8 protein-coding genes are annotated in these 26,832 nt (G+C 40.7%); 3 read left to right on the top strand and 5 right to left on the bottom strand.

The genetic code is table 11. The features are described 5' to 3' along the window. Positions 1 to 42 precede the first annotated feature (42 nt). Positions 43 to 1,443, bottom strand: a complete 1,401-nt coding sequence (gene rlmD, locus ABZM97_RS04460; RefSeq protein WP_367387272.1) for a 23S rRNA (uracil(1939)-C(5))-methyltransferase RlmD — start codon at positions 1,441 to 1,443, stop codon at positions 43 to 45. 188 nt (positions 1,444 to 1,631) lie between these two features. On the opposite strand from rlmD, the gene ABZM97_RS04455 reads away from it, so the two are divergent. Next, on the top strand, positions 1,632 to 2,630 hold the full coding sequence (locus tag ABZM97_RS04455) for a hypothetical protein (RefSeq protein ID WP_367387271.1): 999 nt from the start codon (positions 1,632 to 1,634) through the stop codon (positions 2,628 to 2,630). A gap of 31 nt (positions 2,631 to 2,661) precedes the next feature. Here the strand turns inward: ABZM97_RS04455 and ABZM97_RS04450 are convergent, their stop codons facing one another. Then, on the bottom strand, positions 2,662 to 3,525 hold the full coding sequence (locus tag ABZM97_RS04450) for a DNA-3-methyladenine glycosylase (protein WP_202328283.1): 864 nt from the start codon (positions 3,523 to 3,525) through the stop codon (positions 2,662 to 2,664). A 116-nt stretch (positions 3,526 to 3,641) separates the two neighbouring features. On the opposite strand from ABZM97_RS04450, the gene corA reads away from it, so the two are divergent. After that, positions 3,642 to 4,601, top strand: coding sequence for a magnesium/cobalt transporter CorA (gene corA / locus ABZM97_RS04445; RefSeq protein ID WP_087992565.1), 960 nt, complete (start codon positions 3,642 to 3,644; stop codon positions 4,599 to 4,601). A 101-nt stretch (positions 4,602 to 4,702) separates the two neighbouring features. Beyond that, the gene (locus tag ABZM97_RS04440; protein ID WP_367387270.1) at positions 4,703 to 5,563 is read left to right on the top strand and encodes an NAD(P)-dependent oxidoreductase; all 861 of its coding nucleotides are present in this window, start codon (positions 4,703 to 4,705) and stop codon (positions 5,561 to 5,563) included. Between the two features lie 326 nt (positions 5,564 to 5,889). On the opposite strand, the gene ABZM97_RS04435 is transcribed toward ABZM97_RS04440, so the two are convergent. From ABZM97_RS04435 to ABZM97_RS04425, 3 genes are all read right to left on the bottom strand, one after another. After that, positions 5,890 to 6,915, bottom strand: a complete 1,026-nt coding sequence (locus ABZM97_RS04435; protein WP_367387269.1) for a sensor histidine kinase — start codon at positions 6,913 to 6,915, stop codon at positions 5,890 to 5,892. After that, positions 6,905 to 7,618, bottom strand: coding sequence for a response regulator transcription factor (locus tag ABZM97_RS04430; RefSeq protein ID WP_367387268.1), 714 nt, complete (start codon positions 7,616 to 7,618; stop codon positions 6,905 to 6,907). Before ABZM97_RS04430 ends, ABZM97_RS04435 begins: the two co-directional genes overlap by 11 nt. Positions 7,619 to 7,742: 124 nt before the next feature. After that, complete coding sequence (locus ABZM97_RS04425; protein ID WP_367387267.1) at positions 7,743 to 26,795, bottom strand: non-ribosomal peptide synthase/polyketide synthase; 19,053 nt, start codon at positions 26,793 to 26,795, stop codon at positions 7,743 to 7,745. Positions 26,796 to 26,832: the final 37 nt, after the last annotated feature.

Below are 26,832 nucleotides of genomic sequence, written 5' to 3'. Positions count from 1 at the left end.
GTGTTCTCTCCGAAATCCAGATCTGATTAGGAATCGTTTCTTTTAATTAGACGATTTTAATACAAGCTTCGCCACGGCTTCAACATGAGCCGTCTGCGGAAACATATCCACAGGCTGAATATATTCTACACGATAGTCTTTTGACAGCGCCTGCAAATCCTTCGCAAGCGTGGATGGATTGCAGGAAACGTAGACAAATCGTTTCGGTTTGACTTTTTTGATCGTGTCCAGGAACGTGCTGTCACAGCCGGTTCTTGGCGGGTCAACGATGACGACGTCCGGGCGGAAGCCTTCTTTCGTCCATTTTGGGAGCCAGTGCTCGGCTGTTCCTGTTACGTATGTGGCATTTGCCATGCCGTGTTTTTTGGCGTTTTTCTTGGCGTCATCAATCGATTCCTTGATAACGTCCATGCCGCGGACTTCCTTCGCTCCGTCCGCTACCCACATGCCGATGGTGCCGACGCCGCAATACGCGTCAACGACTTTTTCTTTTCCGGTCAGCTGCGCCGCTTTTTTCACTTCGCCGTACAGCTTGACGGTTTGCTCCGGATTGAGCTGGAAGAAAGCGCGGGCGCTCAGTTCAAATGACACATCGCCGAGCACCTCTTGGATCACTGTATGTCCGGCAAGCTGTTTTGTTTTCTCACCGAAAATGACAGAGGTTTTCGCTCCGTTTACATTTTGGATAATGGATTTGACCTCAGGCAGGCGCTTTTGGATCGCTTTGACGATTTCTTCCTTGTGCGGAAGCGTTTCTTTTGCTGTCACAAGCACGACCTGCACCTCGCCTGTTTCAAAACCGACTCGCGTCACAATGGTGCGAACGTCGCCTTTTCGTTTCCGTTCATTATAAACAGACACATTGAAGTCCTCTAAAATGCGGCGGACGATGCCTGTTGTTTTGTTGGTTGCCGGATGCTGAACAATGCAATCTTTGATCGGCACGATGTCATGAGAATCGAGGCCGTATAAGCCGGCGATGATGCTCCCGCTTTGCGAGCGCCCGATCTGGAATTGGCTTTTGTTGCGGTAATTCCACGGATTGTCCATGCCGATCGTTTCTTTGATTTCCATGTTTTCTAATTTTAACTTCGTATGGCGTTCAAGAGACTGAATGACGATGTCGCGTTTTTCCCGAAGCTGTTGGCTGTATGCAAGGTGCTGAAGCTGACAGCCGCCGCACTCTTCGTATACGGGACAAGGCGGTGCCACGCGGTGCTCCGACGCCTTGCGGATCTTCTTCACGCGGCCTTCCGAAAACTTCGGCTGAACCTTTGTGGCCTGCACGACAACCTCTTCACCTGGAAGCGCGCCGGGCACGAAGACGACTTTTTTCTTAAAGTAGCCGACACCTTCTCCGTTAATGCCGAGACGCTTAATCGTCAGCGGAAAGGTTTGTCCGACTTTCAGTTCGACGGGCGCCTGTTTTTTTTGTTGGTTCACGTTGTTCTCTCCGTTTCTATATAGAGCTTTCTGCAAATAACAGAAAGTGAAATGTTTTTTTCACATCTTTCTAGTATAACACGCTTGCCTGAATTCCTTCATATTTTTCAAAAACATTTCCAATTTTACTCAATCATTTAACAAGACAGCCGATACAAGTTATGACTATTACATAAAAGAGGGATAAAATGAAGAAATTTCTAACCGCCGCCTGCGCATTAGGGTTACTATTCAGCGCAGCAGGATGCGGAAACGACAGCACCGCGACTTCTGCGAAAACAGAAAAAACAGCAGAAGACGAAAGCAAAAATCTAGATTTGTTAAAAAAAGACTTTAACAGTATTACCAAAGAAGAGTGGGATAAAATCCATATTTCCAAAAAGGATTTAAACGGCGCATTTGAGAAAATGACAGAAGCCAATTCCGATGGAGAAAAAGTGGTTAAAAAAGTGGAAATCAAAAACAATACGGTTGTTGTCACCTTCAACAACTCAGACGGAAAATCGATGGAAAACGGTCTCTTGGCCATTGTCTTTGATCAGTTTCTTCGCGCATTGTATAAGCATTCGTCTTATTATGACAGCAGCGAACCAACCATTCGATTTGTCGATCTTGACAATCATCTGATTCAAGAAAGCGATAAGCCGCTGGATACCGACAATGAAACAGATGATTCAAGCCAAGACAGCGAGCATAAAATTCTTTCCAAGCCCGGTGAAACATCCACCGAGGACAATGGAGAAATCGTTACATTAGATAAAATAGCTGATATCGAGAAACAAACAACGATGAAGCCGTTAAAGATTACTGTCGATCAAGTCAAATTTCTGTCGCGTACCAATATCAGCCCTTTACAGCTGAAACTCTTTAAAAAAATGACAGACCAAAAAGTGTCTGAGCCGCTTCGATACATTCAAATCACTTATAAAGCCGAGAATACCGGAGACACACAAATGGATTGGAACGGCATTGAATCTGTTGAAACAGATGACGGACAAAAGCTGACCGTTGCAGATAATAATATCCTAAAAGGCAATGAACATCAGATTGCGCCGCATACAGAAAAAGAAGGTGTGATAGGAGCGGTATACAGCGGAAAAGCGGAAGATCTTCACCAATTAAAAATCACGTTTTCACCTGTTAAAAGTGCCGATTCAGGCCAAAGCATGACAGTGAAGATTGATTAATCTCAGAGGCTGCCGAAAAGGCAGCCGTTTTTCATTCAATACTTCTCCACAAATACAAAGACGCATAACTTAAATAAGGCTCCCACTCCTTGCTCATCGCCTGCATGACATCCTTTGCCGGTTTGTCGTCCAGCTGAAAATGGCGTTTGAGCGCATTTTGGAGTCCAATATCGGCAAGCGGGAACAAATTTGGGCGCCCAAGCCCGAACATGAGAACGTTTTGCACGGTCCACGGGCCGATGCCTCTGATTTTGACCAGCTTCTTCATGATGTCTTCATCTGTCATCTCCGGCAGCTTCGACAAGTCGAGTGTGCCTTCAGCGATCATCCTTGACGTATCAATGGCGTATTCCGCTTTCCTCATGCTGAATTGCAGATCGCGCAGATCCTGATAATCGAGTTCCGCAATCGTTTCCGGCGTTGGATAGCACCACACGCCGTCCTTCTGTTCGCCAAACGCATGAACAAACCGTTCGGTTAACGTATAAGCGAAGGAGAGGTTGAGCTGCTGGTGGATGATGCATTTCATGATGCAATTGTACACGCTATAGTCCAGTACAAGCGGCGTGCCTGCATGCGCTTCAAAAATGGCGGACAGACTCGTTTTTGAAAAATGATCGAGAACGTGCTGCAGATCATGTTCCCATTGAAAAATCCGCTTGATTTCCTTCATCATCTCTTCCTGATCCGTTTCCCCGCTGACGAGAAACTCAGGCTCATCAGCATGGCCCAACGCCTGTACCTTTACAATGCACACGTCTCCCCCTTGGTTTCTGATCGGCACGCGTATTTCCCGCGCTTCTTTATCTGCCGCATTGAGAGGGTCTAAAGACAGTCTGTCCAACACGCGGTCAAAATGGTACGGAGGCGTGACAGATACGTTTTCCTTCCACATGCAATCCACCCTTTTTCCGTTTTTTGTCCAGTATAACACGCCGCTGGAAATAGGCAGAACACCGTATACTTTTCTCATAAAGGCCGCATGATATAATGGCAGGTGGAGGGTTGTTTATGATCAACATTACCGCAATGACAACAGAGCATCAGCTGCTGAAAAATATACCGATCGAACGAGTGGAACAACCTGATATTGCGTGGTACTGGGTTGATTTATACGGCCCGGAGGATACGGAAACGGCATTATTGAGAGATTTTTTTCATTTTCATCCGCTTGCCATTGAAGATTGCTTCCAGCATATGCAGCGGCCGAAGCTTGACCATTATGACGGCTATCGTTTTTACGTGATTCATGCGCTGAATAAAGAGACGCTGGAGACTGAGGAAGTGGATATCTTTCAAGGCGAAAGATTTGTCGTCACCTTCCATTTACACGAAACGCCCGGGATCGCCAAAGTCCGGGAGCGTTTGTATGCTTCACCGGACCTATTCAAAAAAGGGCCTGGGCATATCTCTTATATGATCATGGATCAGCTTGTTGATGAATATTTTCCACTCGTATACAAAATTGAAGACCGGCTGAACGAAATTGAAGAAAGCCGGCCCCATAAAACATATGGAACACTGATGAATGAGGTGTTTGATCTGAGGACAGATCTATTGCATCTGAGACGGACGGTTATTCCGATGCGTGATTTGCTCTATCGGATTTTAACCCTTGATCATGTGAAAGAGCATCAGGAAACGAAAGCCTATTTCAGCGACATATACGATCATTTGTTAAAATTATCTGAGATTGTGGAATCCAACCGTGACATGACGTCCGACTTGCGCGACAGCTATGTGACACTGAATACAAACCGGATGAATGCGATTATGATGACACTGACGATCGTGTCGACCATTTTTATCCCGCTCACCTTTATTGCCGGTGTGTACGGGATGAACTTCGACTACATGCCCGAGCTTCATTGGGATTACGGATATTTCGCCGTACTCGGCCTGATGGCTGCGCTTGTGATCGGGATGCTGATATGGTTTGTACATAAAGGATGGTTCAACATATTTAAATGAGGACAGCGTAAAGCTGTTCTTTTTTATATTGGCAAGCCGCTTTTCATGCATATGATGTTCAATTTGTTTATAATGGAAAAAATGTTCAGGGAGTGATCAGATTGAAAATTGCTGTTATCGGACTCGGCAATATGGGACAGCCCATTGCCCGAAACGTGCTTCAGGAAGGCTATGAATTGACTGTTTATAATCGGACGAAACAAAAGACGAAGGAATTTGTAACAGAAGGTGCACAGGCAGCTGACACGCCGCGACAGGCGGCAGAGTCCGCTGATATTGTCATAACGATGCTTTCAGATGACGATTCTGTCAGTGCCGTGACATTCGGAGAAGACGGGCTGATTGCCGGATTAGCAGAGAACGGCATCCACATTTCAATGAGCACAATCAGTGTCGAGTTCTCTGAAAAGCTCGCAGCGGCTCATGCGGAAAAAGGACAATCCTTCCTCGCCGCTCCAGTACTCGGAAGACCGGATGCGGCCGCCAAAGCCGCGCTTCGCATCATAACAGCAGGACCGGCGGAAGCGAAGCAAACCGCCAAGCCTCTGCTCGACAGCCTCAGCCAGCAGGTATTTGACGTCGGCGAAGAAAGCAAGATAGCAAATGCAGCGAAAATCAGCATCAATTTCTTACTCGTGTCTATGCTGGAGGCGTTATCTGAATCTTTCTTAATGATGGAGAAGTACGGCTTAGAACAAAAACAATTTTTAGAAATTGCCAGCGCGCTTTTTGGCTCCCCTGTCTACCAAAATTACGGAACCATCATGGCCGAGCAGAAATTTGAGCCGGCCGGTTTCAAAATGTCATTAGGGCTGAAGGATACCAACCTGGCACTCGCCGCCGCAAAACAGGTTTCTGCAAATCTTCCTCTTGCCGAGCTGGCCAAGAGCCATTTTGAAAGCGGGATTGAACAAGGCTTCGGAGATCTGGATTGGGCCGCACTGATTAAATGTATCAAATAAGCAGTGAAAACTATTGATATTACCTCCTTTAGGTAGACGTTGTAAAAAAACTGTTTTTTAGACAGAATTTTTTGAGGCGTGAAGAGGACACATTTTCAGCACTATATAAAAGTATGTAAGATGAGAGCTGTCAAACGTATTGATCATAAGCTGATGATAAATACAGTGAAAAGCAAAAACAGCTATAATCCAGTACTATAGTTAGGAACGATTTAACAAAAAATGAAACCAATGTGTTCCGTAGCACATTGGTTTCTTGGCTTTTTATGGCTGTTTACTTGACAGGGCAAGACCGCCTTCATTATTACTTTTTGTAATCATTCAATTCATGTCCGTCTCAACTTTATTTTACCAAATGCAATGCCAAATGTTGTTTTTATATAAGGGGTGCTATCAACCCATATTCTTCCTTGATTTTTCTCAATTAATGTTTTGGCAATTGAGAGTCCTAAACCACTTCCCGAATGTCCTGAGCTTCTGGACATGTCTCCTCTATACATTCTCTCAAATATCTTCTCTGATTCTGTTTGTGGTATTCCTGGTCCCCTATCCCAGATTAGCAGTTTACATTCTTTATCATCCTCTATAAGTTCTATGCCAAGAACTTTTCCTTCTTTTCCGTAAAGGATGGCATTTTTTAAGATATTCTCAATAATTCTAACGATACTTAAGCGATCTGCCATAATAAGACACTTTCTTTCCGGGATATTTATTTTAAGCTCTAATTCACTTCTTTTTATCTCCGGCAAGTATTCAATCAATAACTCTCTGGTTATTTCAGCAAAGTCAATAATATCTGGCTGCAGCGGCATTTCATCTGCATCCAGTTTAGCCATGTTAAATATTTCATCAATTAACTGTTTTAAATTATTCGACTTCTTTGAAACAATGTTTAAGTATTCCTTCTTTTCTTCTTCAGAGGCTGCGATATCATCTTTCAACGCATCTAAATACCCTATGATTGATGTAAGCGGTGTACGAATATCGTGTGATATGCTTGATAACAGACTTTTTCTGGCTGCATGCGTTTGAATGGTTTCAACCTGTATTTTCTCTAACTTCTCTATCAATTCGTTTATTGAAAAAACCATTTCATTAAAGATTGCATTTCCATTCGCAAATATTCTTGTCGTTAAGTTCCCATTTAATGTACGCTTAACCGCATGGATAATTTGAATGAGATCATTATTGAATTTGTATTGAATTGCAACCAGGATTACAGACAAACCGATCAGCAGGCCATAGACAACAAATTTAAAAGTGTTAAGCTCTTGGTTCTGCCAGTCATAAAGAACATTGGTGCAAATCAGTGTAATCTGTAGAAACATAAGATATGTGATTTTATGACTCATCTTTCTCACCTACAAATTTATACCCTATTCCCCAAACTGTTTGTATAAATTGAGGATTAGATGGGTCTTTTTCTATTTTTTTTCTTAGCTTTCTTATGTGAACCATCACGGTATTATCGTCTTCTAAGTAATTATTGCCCCAAACATTTCGAAATAACTGAGCCTTCGTAAATACCTGTTCTGGATTGGAAGCCATAAATTTCAGCAACTCCAGCTCTTTTGCGGTTAATGAAATTTCTTCACCTGAGATACATACAATATATCTTTTCACATCAATCGATAAACCTTTATATTTCAGCAATGGCTTCTCTTCTGTCCCACTGTCGCTCCCTAAGATTAAAAACCTTCTCATTAGAGCCTTAATTCTGGCCACAACCTCGTTTACACTAAAAGGTTTTGTAATATAATCATCCGCCCCTATACTCAATCCTACAATTTTGTCAGCTTCATGATCCTTTGCAGTCAGCATAAGTATTGGCACATTGGTTTTTTCTCTTAGTTTTCTGCATACTTCAATTCCATCAATTTTTGGCATCATGAGATCCAATATTATGAGGTTATAAGTATTTTGTTCAAATAATGCCAAAGCTTCCTCCCCATCCTTGGCAACGTCTACTAAATACAGCTCTCGTTCAATATATTTTTTTAATAAATCTCTAATCACTTTTTCATCATCAGCAATAAGGACACGAATTTCTTTCACTTAATGACACCTGCCTTCATTTTTTGCATTTATGTAAGTAACTGCGAGTATTCATTATTACATTATATTGTTTATTTTAACAAAAAATCGGCATTTCTTTTATGAAATGCCGATCTTTAAAGGATTAAACTGTTTCAAATGAGATAACTTCATCAATAATTTTAGCATTTTTCTTCAAGGCTTCCGGATTCAAATTCGATAACATTTCCATATGTGAACCAAAGCCTTGTATTAATCTGAATTTCTTAGTAGTTGCTCTCGCCCATAGCATCATGTTTTCATCTCTTTTTTCTTTAACAGACTCAATATAGGATATATTTCCACTTATGCTACCATCCGTAACTGCGCCTTGGACATATATATAAGATTTCATAATCAGCTCGATTAAGTAATCACTCGCTAATTTTTCTAAGTCTTTATATTTTTCGAGATCGAATTTATCGTATAGTTCTTTTTTGTACTCCTCTTCTGTTAAAAGGTTTTCCTCCGCATCTGTTCGGTAGGTAGAATCAATAAGAATCAAATCTTCGACTTCATGCCCTTGTCTATTTAATTCTTTAGCAACATCAAATGCTAGAACTCCACCTGCAGAATATCCAACCAACGTGTAAGGACCTTCTGGCTGATATTCTTTGATAATGTTTACGTATTGCTTGATCCGATTTTCGGATTTAATGAAGTTAAAACTGTAAACCGAATATCTTTCCAAGTGTTCTGCCAGCCCCATATATGCTATTCCTAAAGAAGCAGCCGGCGGGAAACAGAATAACTTCTTATCGCTAATAGTAGAATTCGTAAGCTGTATACAATCCTCTGTATAGTCTTTTAGTAAATTTTTAGCGTTTTCCAGAAATACAGACAGACTGCGAATTGTCGGCTTATGAAATACATCTTTAAATGGAATTCTAAAATTCATCTTCGAATATAACTTTGACACAAAAGTCATTACATTTAAAGAGTTAGCCCCAATTTCAAAAAGATTAGTGTTTACACTTATATTTTTTATGTCGAGAATTTCCTCCCAGATAGTAGTAAGCATATTCTCCAAATCATTGCTTGGTGCTTCATAGCAGTTTCTGCTATCTGGAACATCATGTCGGTCAGGCAATGCATTAATGTCAATTTTCCCATTCGTTGTTAAAGGAATTTCTTCAAGAGCAACAAATGCTGATGGCACCATGTATTCAGGAAGTTCACAAGATAAAAAGTTGCGAACTTCAGCAATTTCAGCTCCATTTTTCAACGTTACATATGCACAGAGATACTGGTTATCTCCATCTGCTTTAGCAACAACAACATTCTCCTTTACTTTCCCAGATTTTTCGATTTCTTTCTCGATTTCCCCAAGCTCTATTCTGTATCCCCGAATCTTTACTTGATGATCAATTCTTCCCAGAAATTCAATATTTCCATCTGGTAATTTTCTCGCAAGATCTCCTGTCCGGTACATACGTTGGCCAGCGGTGTTTAAAATGAATCTTTCATTTGTTAGATCAGGTTTATTTAAATACCCGTCAGCCAATCCATCACCGCTTATATACAATTCACCCACTACCCCTATCGGCAATATCTCCTGCTTGTCATTCAGAATATAAATCTGGACATTATCAGCTGGCCTACCAATTGGGATAGAAGTTGCCTTATCCTTCTGAGTATCATATTTATATATCATGCAGCCCACCGTGGCTTCTGTAGGTCCATACTCATTATAAATTTCAATATCATGATTGAAACTCTCACTTATTTTTAGTGCCAAGTCTGACTTAAGGTCCTCTCCCCCTATAATTAGGCGTTTTATGCTTGAGCTGCTATTATCTAAATCTTTTATCAGGCTAAGGTGAGATGGTGTCAGTTTAACAATGCCAGCTTTCTTATCTTTAAAAACCTTTCTGATTAGAGGCTCATTTTCATCATTTCCATAGACTACGATTTTATTTCCAGAAATCAACGGAGTAAATATAGATGTTACGGTTAGATCAAATGAAATTGATGAATACAGGGCAAAATCCAAAGCATCACCTTTTACATATGTCTTATTGGCCCAATATATATAATTGACTAAACCTTTTTGAGTTATCATCGTACCCTTTGGTTTCCCTGTAGACCCAGAGGTATAAATAACATAAGCATACTTCAAAGGGTTCCGGTTAACATCTATATTTTCTATTGAATATCTGTCAAAATCTCCATTTAGAAATACAGTTTCTACATTGTATTTTAACGAATCATCCCTATTTGTAAGAATAAGGTTTGTTTTGCTGTCTTCTAAAAGGTATTTGATTCGTCTTTCAGGATATTCTGGATCTATCGGAAGATAAGCTGCCCCAGATTTCAAGATTCCGATCATGCCCGCGATCATCTCAGGAGAACGGTCGGCCATAATGCCCACGATCGTTTCCGGCTGCACACCTTTTTGAAGAAGCAGCCGTGCGATTTGGTTGGACCGCTCGTTAAGCTCCCGGTAGGTGAGCGTTTCATGACCGCATACGACTGCCGTTTGCTCAGGCGTTCGGTATGCCTGTTCCATAAACAGCTGCTGGATGGTTTTATCCTTCGGATAATCTGTTTCTGTTTGGTTGAATTCACTCAAGATCCGATCCTTTTCCTCATTTGAAAGCAGCTGAAGATCGCCGATTTTCTTATGTTCATCTTCTGCGGCCTGCTCCATTAAGCGAGTCAAATGTATCCCTAGATTTTCGATAATCGTCTCCGAGTATACATTTCCATCATAAGCAAATTTCAGGATTAGCTGCTCCCCGGGAACGGCTACCACCGTTAATCCATAGTTTGTTGCTTCATTTCCCTTCAGCTCATGGAACACAAAGCCCAGCTCATTCTCTCCTTGATCAAGGGCCTTGTCATCCAGCGCATAGTTTTCAAAAATCATCACGTGGTCGATTAAATCCCGCTTCAGTTCACTTAGAGACTGCACATCAGACAAGTTGAGGTAGCTGTATGCCTGGCTTTCAATGGCACCTTCCTGCACACGCTGTAAGACCTCTCTGAAACTCTGGTGATCACTAGCCTGAATTCTTGTTGGAATCGTATTAATAAACAGTCCCACCATGTTTTCAATTCCCGGCACTTTGGCATCCCTTCCGGAGACAACGGAACCGAACACGACATCGTCTGTCTGGTTATACTTGGCCAACAGCACACCCCATGCACTCTGCAGAGCTGTATGGATGGTCACATGATTCCGTGTTGCCAGGTCGGCCAGCTTTCCCGTTAGCTCTCGTGAGAGTGCTATCACCTTTTCGCGGTTTCCGGAATCGCCAGTTTTCCCAGATTTCCTATTAACCGGAATGCCTGACTTTTCCTTATAGCCTTTCAGATAATTCTTCCAATATTGAGCGGCATCTTCTCTGGACTGTTCTTCCAGCCATCTGATGTAGGTGCTGTATGCTTCTGGCTCTTCCAGCTGTCGGGTTCTTCCGAACCGCTCATCTCCATAGAATTGGAAAAGCTCAGCCAGAATGATTCCCCGTCCCCATCCGTCAAACAGGATGTGATGGTTGCTCCAAATCAACGTATATTCTTCGTCCCCGGTCTGGATAAGCTGAAGGCGGATCAAAGGATCTCTGCTTAAATCAAAGCCTTTTTCCCGGTCTTCTTTCAGGAATCGCTCCATGCTTACCTTCTGCTGCTCCGCACTTTGCCGTCTTATATCTTGGTACCGGAAGCCGATTTTCCTGTTTTTCAGGATCACGTTTCTTGGCTTTACTGTGATTTCATACTCAATGGCGCTCCGCAGGAGCTCATGCCTTTCCATGATGGCATTAAAGCTCTTCTCTAATAGAAGCGGATCAATTGTTCCATTTGCTTCAATGACGATTTGTTCAAAATAGGCTCCTGATGAGTGATTTTCCAAGGAGTGGAATAACATTCCCTGCTGCATATTGGCCAGAGGATAAATTTTTTCAATCTCAAATCCTTCATGCTTTCTCTTGATGTCCTCAAGCTCGTAAATGTCCAATGCCTTGTCTCCATAATCAGACGGTGTTCTCTCTGCCTCTTCTTTTGAGACGCAATGGTCAATCACCTCATAAAGCGCTTCTTTATAGGCCTCCGTAAAATGCTTTACAGTTTGTTTTGAATAAACCTTTGTGTTATACGTCGTATCAATAACCAGCTGACCGTCCAAAACAATCGCATTCATTTCCATCGCATTTTCCCGTGCATGTCTATTTCCGATCGACTCTCCGGTCGGAAGACTGGAAGAGGAGAATGCCGCATTTTGAAGATCCTCATCCATCTGTCCCAAATAGTTAAACAAAAGGGGTGGCTGCGGTGCTGCCTTTAACTCAGAATCTTCATTCAGATGTTTTAGGATTCCATAGCCGATGCCTTTGTTTGGTATTTTTCTGATCGTTTCTTTTACCATTTTGATCGTCATGGAGAGGCTGGTTTCCTCACCCAGATCAATCAGGACAGGATACTTGGTGGTAAACCATCCAACCGTCCGGCTGATGTCGACCTCATCAACGATCTGTTCCCTGCCATGTCCTTCAAGGCTCAGTCTGATCCGATTTTCACCCGTCTCCTGCCTTGCAGCCATTAAAAGGGCAGTAACCAGAAGGTCATTGATGTCAGTATGATAGGCGCGATTTGTTTCACGAAGGAGCTTTCGTGTTGCCTCTTTATCAAGAACGCCCCTGAACGTATCACTATCTTCATACCAATAGGATTCGACCTCTTCTTTGGTTTCAAGGAATGGCACCTTCTCCTTTAATACATCCATCCAATATTGCTTTTCTCTTGCGAGCTTTTTGCCTTCGGCATAAGCCTGAAGTTTGGAAGCATAAGTCTTGTACGATGTCGTTTTGGAATAAAACGACACAGTTTCTCCCTTTTTCAATTGGCTGTACCCAAGTGCCAAATCTTCAAATAAAATTCTCCAAGAAAGACCGTCTATGACAAGGTGATGAATGATCAGAAGAAGATGGTCCCCATCTTTGGCCTTAAATACAGCTGCGTTTACAAGCGGCCCTGTTTGGATGTCCATTTGAAGCTGAAGCTTCGTCGCAAGCTCGAGAACCGTCTGGTTCGGAACCTCCTCTGACGAGACGTCATAGACATAAAAGCCAAACTGTTTTTTTTCCACGCCGCGATTAAACGGACGAACTTTGCCGTTCTCGTTTGGAAAAATCATTCTTAAAGCATCATGATGCTTCATGATTTCCTCCAGAACTTCCTTTACCCATTCCGTATGGAATCCGTCTTTTCTGTACAACATCACTGCGTGATTATAATGATTGACCTCCTCTGTCCCCCCTGAGAAAAAGGCTTTTTGAATCGGGGTCAAAAGGACGTTTCCAGATTCAATTTCATATGATTCTTCTTGTCCGTTCACGGTTTTAGCGTACCGGCTCAGCTGCTTGATTTCAGGATAGGCAAACAGATCCTTCATCTCAACCGCGATTCCTTCTCGTGATAGCCGGGAAATGATTTGAAGAGCTTTGATAGAATCTCCTCCCGACGCAAAAAAGTTATGGCTGATTCCGATCGGGCGGAAACCAAGAATCTCTTCCCATACCGCAACGAGCTGCTTCTCCACTTCATTCCTCGGAGCCTCATAGTTCACTCCAGCGTGGCCATCCGGTTCCGGCAAGGCTTTGCGGTCCACCTTTCCATTTGGCGTAAGAGGAATCCGCTCCATCTGAACGAAATAAGATGGAATCATAAATTCAGGAATTTCCTCCTTTAGATAAGACCTAAGCTCACCCGAAGCCCACATCTTCCCGGATGTAATGTAGGCACAGACATATTTGTGTTGATCTTTGTCCTCTCGGACAATCACGACAGCCTCCTGAATCTCACCGTGCTTGAGGAGATGATTCTTGATTTCGTCTGTTTCGATACGGTAGCCTCTTATTTTGACCTGATTGTCGATCCTGCCGGCCAGTTCAAGATTGCCATTCGGAAGTCTTCTGACAAGGTCGCCTGTCCGATACATTGTTTCCTTCGGGTCCAACGGATTCCGAACAAATGCATTTTCAGTCAGCTCAGGACGGTTCAAATAGCCTCTTGCGACGCCTTCACCAGATAGGCACAGCTCTCCGTACACCCCATCCGGCACTGGCTTCATCTGTGAATCCATAACGTATGCCTTCATATTCGAGATTGGTCTTCCAATTACCGGACATTGCTCAAAATCACTCATTTCCTCAAAATCGATGATATGATAGACAGACCCTATGGTTGCTTCTGTCGGGCCATAGTGATTCATGACCATCGCCTTTGAGCAGCGAAGATGGAACGTTTTCACATCCTCCGGACTTATTTTCTCTCCTCCAAGCACGACCAAACGAAGGGTCTCACAGCCGGATCCCTCAAGAAATGCAGGGTCGTTAACCAAGACGTTAAACAGTGACGGCGTCAGCTTCAGATAAGATATGCCGTTTTTATTCAGATATCTCAGTGCTTTGGATGGATTTGAATAGATATCTTTTTTGACCAGATGCAGCTCGCAGCCACTCAAAAGTGCTGAATAGAGACTCGTATACCCTAAATCGAAGGCATAAGAGGAAACGAGAATCGCTTTATCCTCTTCCTGCAGACTCACTTCCTTTTTGAACCAGGACATGTAATTGACCACGCTTCTGTGCTGTATAAACACACCTTTTGGTGTGCCAGTCGATCCTGACGTGTATATCAAATAGGCATTGTGATCCGATTGGCCTGCCGGAGGGTTAGCTGTGTCTCTCCCCTCAAAAAGCGGTGTCTCCAGATCAATGATGTCTCCGCCAAAGCTGAGACCTGGTTTTCGGTTTCCTTTCACAAGCAGAAGGCTCGCTCCGCTGTCCTTGAGAATGGCATTTGTTCGCTTGACGGCTTGGTCGGGATCAATTGGAAGATACGCTGCCCCAGCTTTTAAAACCGCCAGAATTCCTATGATCATCTCTACGGACTCCTCAGCAATCAGCCCGATTGTCACCCCTGCTTTTGCTCCTCTTTCCCGAAGCACTCCTGCCCACTGGTTCGCCCTTTCATTCAACTGGAGATACGTCAGCTTCTGGTCTCCGGCTGCTACAGCGACTCGTTGTGGCGTTCGAGTTGACTGTTCCTCAAACAGTTGTGCCAGCGTTTTGTCCATCGGAAATTGAATGTTTGTCTCATTCCATCCGGTTAACGCCGCATGCGCTTCTTCTTTAGAAAGCAGTGTCAGATCGCTGATGAGCTGATCCGGCTGTTGTGTAATTTCATTGAAAAGATGAATCAGATGGCTTGCCATTCGCTCGATCGTCTCTTTTTTAAACAGCTTAGTCCCATAATTCAGGACGCATGTAATGCAATCTCCCTCTTCGCTCGATGTCAAGGTTAAGTCAAACTTTGACACATGGGCATCCATTGGATGCGGAGTGAAGGTCAGCCCCTCAATCTCAAATGCCTCTTGATCGAAATTCTGAAGCACAAGCATCGTATCAAATAAAGCGCTCCGGCTCATATCGCGGTTTAGATCAAGCTTTTCTACGAGCTCATCAAACGGATATTCCTGGTTTTCAAAAGCACCCAAGGCATTTTCTCTTACCTCTCTCAGATAGCTGCTGAAGGATTTTTTCCCTTCGGGACGATTTCTCATAGCAAGCGTATTTAGGAAAATTCCCATCACGTGTTTCAAATCTTCATGCGGCCTTCCCGCAATAGGAGAACCGACGATGATGTCTTCCTGACCTGTATATTTTGAAAGGAGTGTCGTATAGCCTGCCAGAAGAAGCATATACAGGGTGACTCCATGTTCTTTGGCCATCTCTTTCAGCTTAAGTGACAGGTCCCGCCCAAATTCAAAATGCACCAAACCGCCTTCAGTCGATTGGGCTGCCGGTCTTCTAAAATCGGTCGGCATATTCAAAACAGGCACTTCCTCTTTGAATACATTCAGCCAGTAAGCTTCCTGCTTTTTCATTTCAGCCCGGGCAGATGCTTGCTTTTGCCATGCAGAATAATCCTTGTACTGGATTTTCAGGGCAGGCAGATCCTTTCCTTCATACAGCTCGGCCAATTCGCGCGTCAGGATGCCCATCGATACTCCATCTGAAATAATATGGTGCATGTCCAGCACCATAAGGTGCTTGTTTTCTGCGATGTTCAGAACCTCGACCCGCAGGAGAGGTGCTTTTGAAAGGTCAAACGGGCGCACAAATTCCCTCAGGAAGTTTTCTGCACCAAAGGCGTCTGTTTTGTGGCAGCCCACTTTGAAATCCACCAGCGGTGCGATTTTTTGGACAGGTACTCCGTCCTCCATTGAGAATGACGTTCTCAGGACTTCGTGCCTTTCAATGAGTGCCAGAAAGGCCTTTTCCAGCTGGCTTATATTAAGATCCCCTTGTATTTCCATGGCAAGAGGAATATTATAGGAAACTCCACCTTCAATTCTGTCGAGAATATATAGCCTTCTTTGGGCAGATGACAGGGGATAGTATTCCCGTTCCTCCACTTTTTGAATGGACGCATACACACTCTCACGGCCGGCGGAAATGAACTCCGCAATACCCTTGATGGTAGGCGATTGGAAAAGCTGGCGCAAAGGCACTTCAGCCTTTAGCTCCTTATGGATTCTCGAAACCAAAGCCGTTGCCTTCAGTGAATGGCCTCCCATTTCAAAGAAGTGATCGTTGATACCCACTCTTTCTGTCCCAAGGATATCCTTCCAAATCGAGGCCAGAGTCTCTTCAACGGCATTTCTCGGCGCCTCATAGCCCCGATCTCCAAGACTATCTAAATCAGGATCCGGAAGCCCCTTCCGGTCTACCTTTCCGTTTGCGGTAAGAGGCATTTTGTCCAGTTGGACAAAAAACGCCGGGATCATGAAATCCGGAAGCTCATTTGCAAGCTGGGAGCGGATTTCTTTGACGGATTCAGCTGCCGGGCTCTCAAGAACAACGTACGCACAAAGATACGCCTGATGATCTTTGTCCTCCCGCGAGATGACAACAGCTTCTCTTACCATCGGCAGCTTCAGCAGCCGGTTCTCAATTTCACCGAGCTCAATGCGGTAGCCGCGAATTTTCACCTGATGGTCAATCCGGCCAAGGAACTCGATATTCCCGTCAGGAAGCAATCGTGCAAGATCGCCTGTCCGGTACATCCGTTCCCCTGGAAGAAATGGATTTGGAACGAATTTTTCTGCCGTAAGCTCCGGCCTGTTTAAGTATCCCCGCGCAAGACCAGCCCCGCTCACGCAAAGCTCTCCCGGCACTCCCACTGGCACAAGGCTGTTATTTTGATCTAAAATATAGATTTTGTTATTTGCAATAGGTTTACCGATTAGAACCTTTTGATTTTCCGGATTCAATTCACAAACCGTAGAGCAAACACTGTTTTCTGTTGGACCATACTCATTAAATAATTGAACATCCGGCAACTTCCTAAAGTGCTTTTTAATTAAAGCATCACTGAACCCTTCTCCAGCAATTGCGACAAATCTCATATGGTTCAATCGTTCACTGATCATGTCTAACAGGTTGTTATAATAACTAGGTACAGCCAGTAAATTTGTAACCTTATAATCACCAAGAATAGTAATCAATTTATTGAGATTTAATCTTAGATCTTTCATTAAAACTAACTGAGCTCCAGAGACCAAAGTAGTAAAAATGTCTTCCACAGAACTGTCGAACGAAAAAGATGGCATTTGCAAAGTAACATCGGTCTCTTTAAATTGATAGTATTCTTTTCTCCAACATAGTGTATTTAGGATAGAATTGTGATTTACCATGACACCTTTTGGTTTTCCAGTTGATCCAGAAGTATAAATAATATAAGCCATATCTGAAGATTCATTAATAACAGGTAAGTTTCCCTTAACCTGATTCCCAAATAGTTCTAGACTAATATTGATACAGTTCAGATCAAAATCCGCATCTTCACTTTCTTTTTTCAGAAGTATTTCTATACCACTATCTTTTATTAAATGCTTTACCCTGTCTCTCGGATATTCAGGATCAATAGGAAGATAAGCCCCACCAGCTTTTAATATCCCAAGCATACCTACTATCATTTCAAGAGAACGCTCAACCTTAATTCCTACAATCGTATTTGGCTTAACACCTTTTCCCCTTAAAATGGATGCAAGATGATTAGCCTGCTCATTTAACTCCCGATAGGTTAACCTTTCATTCTCAAAAACAACTGCTATATTTTCAGGTGTCTGTTCAGCCTGATCTTCAAAAAGCTGTTGTATAGTCTTAGTTTTAGGGTAGTTTTCCTTTGTATCATTCCATTCTCCAAATAGAATCTTTTCTTTTTCAGAGATTATATGGATATCACCAATTTTTTTATTTTCATCGGAAACAACTTGCTCAGTTACTGTACTAAGATGGCCTTCGATATTTTCAATTAAAACTTCATCATAAACGTTACCGTCATATGTTAAGACCAAGGTTAATGTTTCACCTAAGGTTACCGAAATGCTAAAGCTGTAGTTGCTTTGCTCTTCTGCATATAAATCTTCTACCTCAAAACCAATATCTAATTTACTCTTTTGGGAAATGCTGTCATCAACAACATAGTTTTCGAACACGATAATATGATCTATTAAATCTTTCTTTAAATCACTCAGTGATTGTACTTCAGCTAGATTCAGATAATTAAAATTGTTACTTTCTATCGCATCCCTTTGCACAACGTTGAGAACATCCTTAAACATCGTATCTTTATTAAGTTTAATTCTGGTGGGAATGGCATTGATAAACAATCCAATCATCTTTTCAATGCCATCAACTGGTGCTTCTCTTCCGGATACAATAGATCCAAAAATAACTTCATCTGTGCTATTGTATTTCGCTAGAACTGTTCCCCAAATACTCTGAAATAAAGTATTAAATGTTACACTGCATTGACTGGCCAGGTTCTTCAATTTGTTTGTAGTGTCTGTTGAAAATTCAATGACTTTTTCTTTACGGTCATACTCTCTATTATTAGTGATACTATTTATTTTAGGGATTTGGGTTTTCTCTTTGTATCCTTTCAAATAGTTCTTCCAATATAATCTGGCTTCCTCAATATCCTGCCTCTCCAGCCAATTAATAAAATCGCTGTAAGGTTTGGCTTCTTCTAGCTCAATTCTTTCTCCGTTATTCATTTTGCCGTACAAGGTGAATAACTCACCCAAGATAATGCTCAGACACCAACCATCTAGAAGAATATGGTGATGACTCCAGACCAGTTTATACGACTTATCTCCAGTACGGATTACACTAACCCTGATTAAAGTGTCTTCTGCCAGGTTAAAACCGATTTCTTTATCCTTTTCTCTAAAATTTTGAATATAAACTTCTTTTTCTGATTGATCTCTATCTCTAATATCAATGTAATTAAAATCAATTTCTCGGTCAGCTATGATAACATGTCTAGGTTCTTCAACGATCTCATATTCAAATGACGCTCTTAGTATCTCGTATCGTTGCATAATCTTATTGAAGCTCATTTTTAAAAGATCTGTATCGATATTCCCGTTAATTTCTATTACAGTTTGTTCGAAGTATGCTCTAGAATTTCTATTTTCCAATGCATGAAACAGCATACCTTTTTGCATATTGGCTAATGGATATATTTTTTCAATTTTTAAACCTGCATATTTTTTCTTAATATCAGCAAGTTCATTAAGTGTTAGCTTGTAATCCCCATAATCATACGGAGTTTTTTCTGGCTCTTGCTTTCCTGAACAATGGTCAATTATCTTTTCAAGACTTTCTTTAAATTTCTCATTGAAGACGTTAATTGTTTCTTCATCATACTCGGATTCATTAAAAGTTGTATTTACGTACAACTCATTGTTAATAATAATGGAGTTAATTTCTATTGGATTGTTTCGTGAAATTTTTCCTCCAATGCTCTCTCCATATGAGAACTTCGAACCTGAAAATCCATCGCGGTTAACATCATTATCCATTTCCCCCAGATAGTTAAATGAGAAAACTGGTTTATGTTCTTCTAAATCAATCTCAGTCGATAAATATTTTATAATGCCAAAGCCAATACCCTTATTTGGAACTTTTCTAAGAATTTCTTTCACCATTTTTATATTTTCTGAAATTCTCTTTTCTTCCCCTAAATCAATGAGTACAGGATACATAGTGGTAAACCAGCCAACAGTTCTGCTAATATCTATATCCTTAAAAATATCTTCTCTTCCATGTCCCTCCATGTTAATCTTAATACTGTTTTCTCCAGTAACTTCTCTCGCCCCTACTAGTAAAGACGTCAACAAAATATCATTGATCTCTGTATTGTAGGCCCGGTTTGCCTCTCTTAATAAACTATTGGTTTTATTACTACCTAACTTGACACTTAACGTTTTACTATTCTCAAATGTGTCTCTGTTTATTTCTTTTTTTCTTGGCAGAAATCTAACTTCAGCCTTAGCTACGTTTTTCCAATAGTCGCTTTCCTTTTTTAAATTTTTTCCATTGGCATAGCCCTGAAGTCTTGATGAAAAATGTTGAAAAGAATCGGATTTTTGCCCAATATCAAGAGTTTTCCCCTTTTCTGCTTGGGCATATAAGGTTTCAAAGTCTTCAAACAATATTCTCCATGAAACCCCATCAACTACTAAATGATGAATAGCGATTAAAAGATGATCACCGTCATTTGCATGGAATAAGCCCACATTAACCAATTTTCCATCTGTAATAGAAGACTTCTTTTGAATATCAGTTGCAAGTTCATATACTCTTTCTTCATCATTGTTCAAACCTTTGACATCGTATACGTAAAAATTGAAAAGTTCTTCTTTGAAGTCTCTGTTATATTGACAAATCACTTGTTTATTTACTTCATATATCATTCTTAGTGCATCATGATGCTCTAGGAGTTTATTGAATGCAGCTTTGACAAAGTTTTCATTAAAACCATCTTTTCTAAAAAGCATAAATGATTGATTAAAGTGATTTAATTCATCTTTATTCTTTTCAAAAAACCATGTTTGAATTGGTGTTAATTCTACTTTCCCCTTAACTATTTCATAGGTTTTAATCCGTTTTTCTTGGTTTTTCACATATTTGCTTAAATTTTTGATAGTTGGATTTGCAAACAAGTCTTTTACTTCCAATTTAAGATTAAACCTTGAGAGTCTGGAAACGATCTGCAATGCTTTAATGGAATCACCACCTGAAACAAAGAAATGATGGTTTATTCCTAAGTTTTCTATGTTTAAAATATCCGTCCATGTTTTAACAAGTATACTTTCTACTTCATTTCTAGGTGCTTCATATTCCACCTCGGATAATGCGCTTCTCTCTGGCGCCGGCAAGGCTTTTCTATCCACTTTATCGTTTGTGGTTAGCGGAAGTTTGTCCAACTGAACGAAATAAGCCGGTATCATGTAATCAGGCACCCGTTTCTCCAAAAATTCTCTGACTTCAGCTGGAGTCACCCTTTTTTCGCATACGAGATAACCGCACAGGCTCAAGCTTGAACCCTCTCTCGCTATGACAGCCGCTTCTTTTACATCCGGGTGCTCTAACAGATGGCTCTCAATTTCACCCAGTTCAATCCGATAGCCGCGCAGCTTAATTTGATGGTCAATTCGTCCGACAAACTCTATATTTCCATCTGGCAGCCATCTTGCAAGGTCTCCAGTGCGGTACATTCGCTCTCCGCTCGCAAAAGGATTGGATACGAATTTTTCCGCGGTCAACTCCGGATTGTTTAAATATCCTCTGGCAACTCCATCACCCGAGACACATAATTCTCCCACTACACCGACAGGGCATAGTCGATTATTCTGATTAACAATGTAAATTTCCGTATTATATATAGGTTTTCCAATCGGAATGTTCTGTCCCTTGCGGTCTGCGAAATAACTCGTGGTAACGCATGTGTTTTCCGTAGGTCCATACGCGTTGACCAATTGGTATTCAGTATCTGTCTTCATATTGAGCTGTTCTCCGCCGGAAATGAGCATCCTTAAGGAATGATTATCCTGCTGCATAAACTGTTCGCCCACCTTGTATGGAAGGGTTGCGACAGTAATGCCGTTTTCATTCATGTACTCATTGAGTTTTCCCATATCCAGCCGAATATCGCCTCTTAAAATGTGTAATTCAGCTCCCGTAATCAAACAAGGGAAAATCTCTGTAATGGATGCATCAAACGAATATTTCAGGTAGTTCGTAATCCGGTCGGATTCATGGATCTCATGGAAATTGACATACCAGTGACATAAATTCATCAGAGATTTGTGCTCAACTAATACACCCTTTGGCTGGCCTGTAGAGCCTGATGTATAGATGACATAGGCCAAATCAGACGGTTTGTTCCTCACCGTTACATTCGTCTTTTCGGCTTTGGCAAGCCGGTCATCATCCAGCGCAATCACGCTTATGCCCATTGTGTCTGTAAAAGGAATCTTTTCAATTAAGTGCTCTTCTGTAATAAGCAGCAATTTGGTTCCGCTATCCTTCACAAGATATTTAAGCCGCTCCTCCGGATAATCCGGATCAATTGGGAGATAGGCTGCCCCAGATTTTAAGATCCCGATCATGCCCGCGATCATCTCAGGGGAACGGTCGGCCATAATGCCCACGATCGTTTCCGGCTGAACACCTTTTTTAAGAAGCAGCCGTGCGATTTGGTTGGACCGCTCATTAAGCTCCCGGTAGGTGAGCGTTTCATGACCGCATACGACTGCCGTTTGCTCAGGCGTCCGGTCTGCCTGTTCCATAAACAGCTGCTGGATGGTTTTATCCTTCGGATAATCTGTTTGTGTTTGGTTGAATTGACCTAAAAGAAGATGTCTCTCATCATCGGTTAAAATATCAATTTGATTTAAGGGAACCTCAGGATTATTGGAAATTTCCCTTAACACACTCACAAAGTGATTTGAAATTCTTTCAGCTGTTTCTTGTTTAAACAAGGCAGTACAGTATTCTAAATCAAATTTTATAGTGTCGTCAGTTTCAATAGCTGAAAGGGTCAAATCAAATTTGGCTATTTTAGTTTTCGTTTCAAAAGTCTCAAACTTAAGATTCCTAAAATGATCATCGGCAAATTCTAAATTTTGCAAGACGAACATTGTATCGAACAAAGCACTCCGGCTCATGTCCCTATTGATATCCAGCTTTTCAACCAACTCATCAAAAGGATAATCTTGATTTTCATAAGCCTTTAGAGCATTTTCTTTAACTTCCTTAAGATATTGAACGAAAGTTTTTTGACCTTTCGGGAAATTCCTCATAGCAAGTGTGTTTACAAAAAGTCCTACAATATGCTTCAAATCATGGTGCGGTCTTCCTGCGATTGGAGAGCCTACTACAATATCATCTTGGTTAGTGTATTTCGAAAGGAGCGCTGTATAACTCGCTAAAAGCAGCATATAAATCGTAACGCCATTTTCTTTTGCAATTTGATTTAGCTTTTCTGTAAGCGCGCTGGTTATCTCAAAGCTATGTTGGCTTCCTTCAATGCTCTGTTTCAGCGGTCTCTTAAAATCTGTGGGCATATTTAGAACAGGGATTTCATCTTTAAATACATTTGTCCAGTATGCTTCTTGTTTTTTTAATTCTTCTTTTGCATATAATTCTTTGTGCCAAGCAGAGTAATCCTTATATTGTAGACTAATAGGCTTCAATTCTTTTTCTTCATAAAAATGCGCTAAATCATGCATCAGTATTCCCATAGAAACACCATCTGAAATAATATGGTGCATATCAAGCATCAAAAGGTGTTCATCATCCGACAAGGTTAGAAGCCCAGCTCTTAAAAGGGGGGCAGATTCCAAATCGAAAGATTTAACAAACTCACTAACAATACCATCAACTTCTTCTGGATCAACCTTTCTATATGACAAGTGAAACTCAACATTCTTATGGACTTTTTGTATCGGCTCGCCATCTTCCATAGAAAAGGATGTTCTTAATGATTCATGTCTTTCAATAAGTTTGCAAAATGATTTTTCAAGCTGGTTAATATCTAAATCACCATTAATTTTCATAGCAAACGGCATATTGTAGGATATACCGGTTCCTTCAATTTGATTCAATATAAATAACCTTTTCTGTGCAGGTGAAAGTGGATAAAAAGCTTTTTCCTCTATCGGTTTAATAGATGAGTATACACCTTCCTTAGCTAAGATAATGAATTCTCCAATTCCTTTGATGGTTGGAGTCTGGAAAATTTGACGTAAGGGTACTTCTATTTTAAATTCTTTATGAATTCTGGAGATCATGGTTGTAGCCTTTAAGGAATGGCCGCCTACCGCGAAGAAGCTCTGATTTATGCTTATTTTTTCTACACCTAAAATGTCCTTCCAAATGGATAATACTTTCTCTTCCACATCATTTGTCGGAGCTTCATAGCTTTCTAAGAAATTTGTTTCATCTGGTTGCGGAAGAGCAGCTCTATTCACTTTTCCGTTTTTGGTAAGCGGCAGATTGTCCATTTGTACAAAAAAGGAAGGAATCATGTAATATGGCAGTGATTGTTCCAAAAACGCTCTCAATTCTTTTACAAGATCGGATTTTGAATTACTTGAAGTAAAATATGCGCAAATGTACTGCTGTTCATCTTGATCTCTGTTTATATTGACAACTGCCTCTTTCACTTCGTTACATTTCAAGAGTTGGTTTTCAATTTCACCAAGCTCTATTCGATAGCCTCGAAGTTTAACTTGATTATCAATCCTATCTAAAAATTCAATGTTTCCGTCAGGGAGCATGCGTACAAGATCCCCCGTCCGGTACATTTTTTCTTCTGGAATAAAAGGGTTTGGGACAAATTTTTCAGCAGTTAAGTTTGTATTATTCAAATAACCCGTACTTAATCCATCTCCGGAGATACAGAGCTCTCCAGGCACGCCAACGGGCAGCAATTGATTACCTCTGCCCACAACAAATACAGATGTATTTGCTATTGGTTTACCGATTGGAATGATTTCAGTTTCTTCGTTAATAAAATAATATGTTGAAAATACAGTACTTTCAGTCGGACCGTAAACATGGATTAACTTGTCTTTACCTAGTTTTTCAAGTGCTTTTCTAACATGCGATACCGAAACTCTTTCACCGCCAAAAAGAATTTTTCTTACGTTGTCTAAACAGTCAATCTCCAGATCAACTAGTGTATTAAACAGGGCGGTAGTAATAAACATCACACTGATATGATTGTTTTTAATTACCTGTGATAACTTGTTAATATCCAGTACAGCTTCCTTATCAATCATTACAAGCCTTGCTCCATTAAGAAGGGCGCCAAAAATATCAAAAATTGATCCATCAAATGAATAATTCGACAACTGCAAAATAGAGTCAGTCTCAAAAATTTCAATATAATTCGTATTTTTAACCACCCTGATTGCACTGTAATGAGGAATCATTACACCTTTTGGAGTTCCGGTAGAGCCTGAAGTGTATATAATATAAGCTGCATCTTGAGAATTATTTAAAGCTGGCAAATTTTCCGAGCTGTATTTAGAAAAATCTAACTTGTCTAAGCTAATTGCTTCTATATCAAATCGAGCCTTGTCCATAAATAAGTCTTTCGTTAATAACAAAGATGCATTGCTATCTTTTAACATATACTTTACTCGGTCCCTAGGAGTGTCCGGATCAATCGGAAGGTAAGTTGCACCAGATTTAAGAATTCCTATAATTCCAATAATCATTTCAAATGAACGGTCAGAAATGAGTGCAACTATATTGTTGTTCTGAATGCCTTTTTCTCGAAGCATTTGGGCAATTTGATTGGACTTCTGATTCAGATCAAGATAGGTAAGACTTTTATCGCCGCAGTTAACTGCGACACGATCAGGCGTTTTTTTAGCTTGCTCTTCGAATAATTGGTGAATTAATTTATGTTTTGGATATAGTTGCTTTGTTTGATTAAGTTTACCGACAAGAATTTGCTTTTCAGTATCTGACAGTAAATCTATCTCGACGATTTTCTTATTGTCATTTTCAGAAACCTGTAAAGTAACATTCTCTATATGAACAGCAATATTGTTGATTAATTCTCTTTCATAGACACTTTCATCATAAACAAGCATTAGTTTTAGCTTTTTACCTATTCCTACAGTAATGCTAAAGTCATAATTACTTCTCTCTTCATCAGTTACAGAAACAATTTCAAAACCTAGGTCACTTTCTTTATCTTCAATTGCTTCTTTATCTACTGCGTAGTTTTCAAAGACCAATACATGATCTAAAAGATGATGATTTAATGTGCTTTGTGATTGAATGTCAGCTAAGCTAATAAAATTATAGTTGTTCGTATCCAGAGCACCTTCTTGGACTGATTTTAAAAGCTGTTGAAAAGTATAATCACTATCAAATGTAATTCTTGTAGGAATAGTGTTTATGAATAAACCTACCATCTTTTCAATACCGTCTACTAAAGCATCCCTTCCTGATACAACCGTACCAAAAACGGCATCCTCAGTATTATTGTATTTAGCTAAAATCAGCCCCCATATACTTTGGACTACTGTGTTTAACGTGACATGGTTTTTGGTTGCCAGGCGTACGATTTTCTCTGTCAATTCTTCTGTGAATTCTATTATTTTTTCTCCTCTTTTATAATCACGTCCATTTTCATTAGAGAGTCTAGGAATAGTTGTTTTCACATCGTATCCCTTTAAATAATCGTCCCAGTAAACCAAACCTTCTTCTGTATCCTGACTGTTTAGCCATTTTATATAATCGCTATATGGCTTTGGATCATCTAATTGATGCTTAGTTCCTTTTAATTTATGTGAGTAGATAGTGAATAGTTCATCTAATATGATTCCTATACACCAGCCGTCGAGTAATATATGATGAAAGCTCCATACCAATTTATAAAAGGATTCCTCTGTTTTTATCAAACAAACCCTCATTAGTGTGTCTTTTGTTATATCAAAACCCTTTGATCTATCTTCTTCCAAGTAATTCTCTATATAAGGCTGTTTATCATTTAAATCAATAGCACTTATATCCATATAGTTAAACTTCATCTTTCTATCTTTTAGAATGACATGCAAAGGTTCATTCATTTTATAATTAAACGAAGCCCTTAGGATTTCATGACGCTTCATGATTTCATGGAAGCTTTCCTCTAGAAAAGCTTCATTAATACTGCCTTTTATGTCCATAATGATCTGTTCAAAGTAGGCATTTGAACTTGTTCCCTTTATAGAATGATAAAGCATTCCTTTTTGCATATTTGACAAAGGATATATTTTCTCGACTTTCGTTCCACTCATGACATAATCCTCCTAAAATGTTTCTGTAAAAAATATC

The organism is Bacillus vallismortis, assembly GCF_040784915.1.
Taxonomy (GTDB): domain Bacteria; phylum Bacillota; class Bacilli; order Bacillales; family Bacillaceae; genus Bacillus; species Bacillus subtilis_G.
Note: the sequence above shows the minus strand (reverse complement) of the source record. Positions and strands in the feature narration are given on the sequence as shown.

Bases quoted from the DNA above. Each gene is read 5' to 3' on its own strand.
- ABZM97_RS04435 (WP_367387269.1), bottom strand. From the start codon at position 6,915: ATGAGTCATAAAATCACATATCTTATGTTTCTACAGATTACACTGATT.
- ABZM97_RS04425 (WP_367387267.1), bottom strand. From the start codon at position 26,795: ATGAGTGGAACGAAAGTCGAGAAAATATATCCTTTGTCAAATATGCAA.
- ABZM97_RS04455 (WP_367387271.1), top strand. From the start codon at position 1,632: ATGAAGAAATTTCTAACCGCCGCCTGCGCATTAGGGTTACTATTCAGC.
- ABZM97_RS04450 (WP_202328283.1), bottom strand. From the start codon at position 3,525: ATGTGGAAGGAAAACGTATCTGTCACGCCTCCGTACCATTTTGACCGC.
- corA (WP_087992565.1), top strand. From the start codon at position 3,642: ATGATCAACATTACCGCAATGACAACAGAGCATCAGCTGCTGAAAAAT.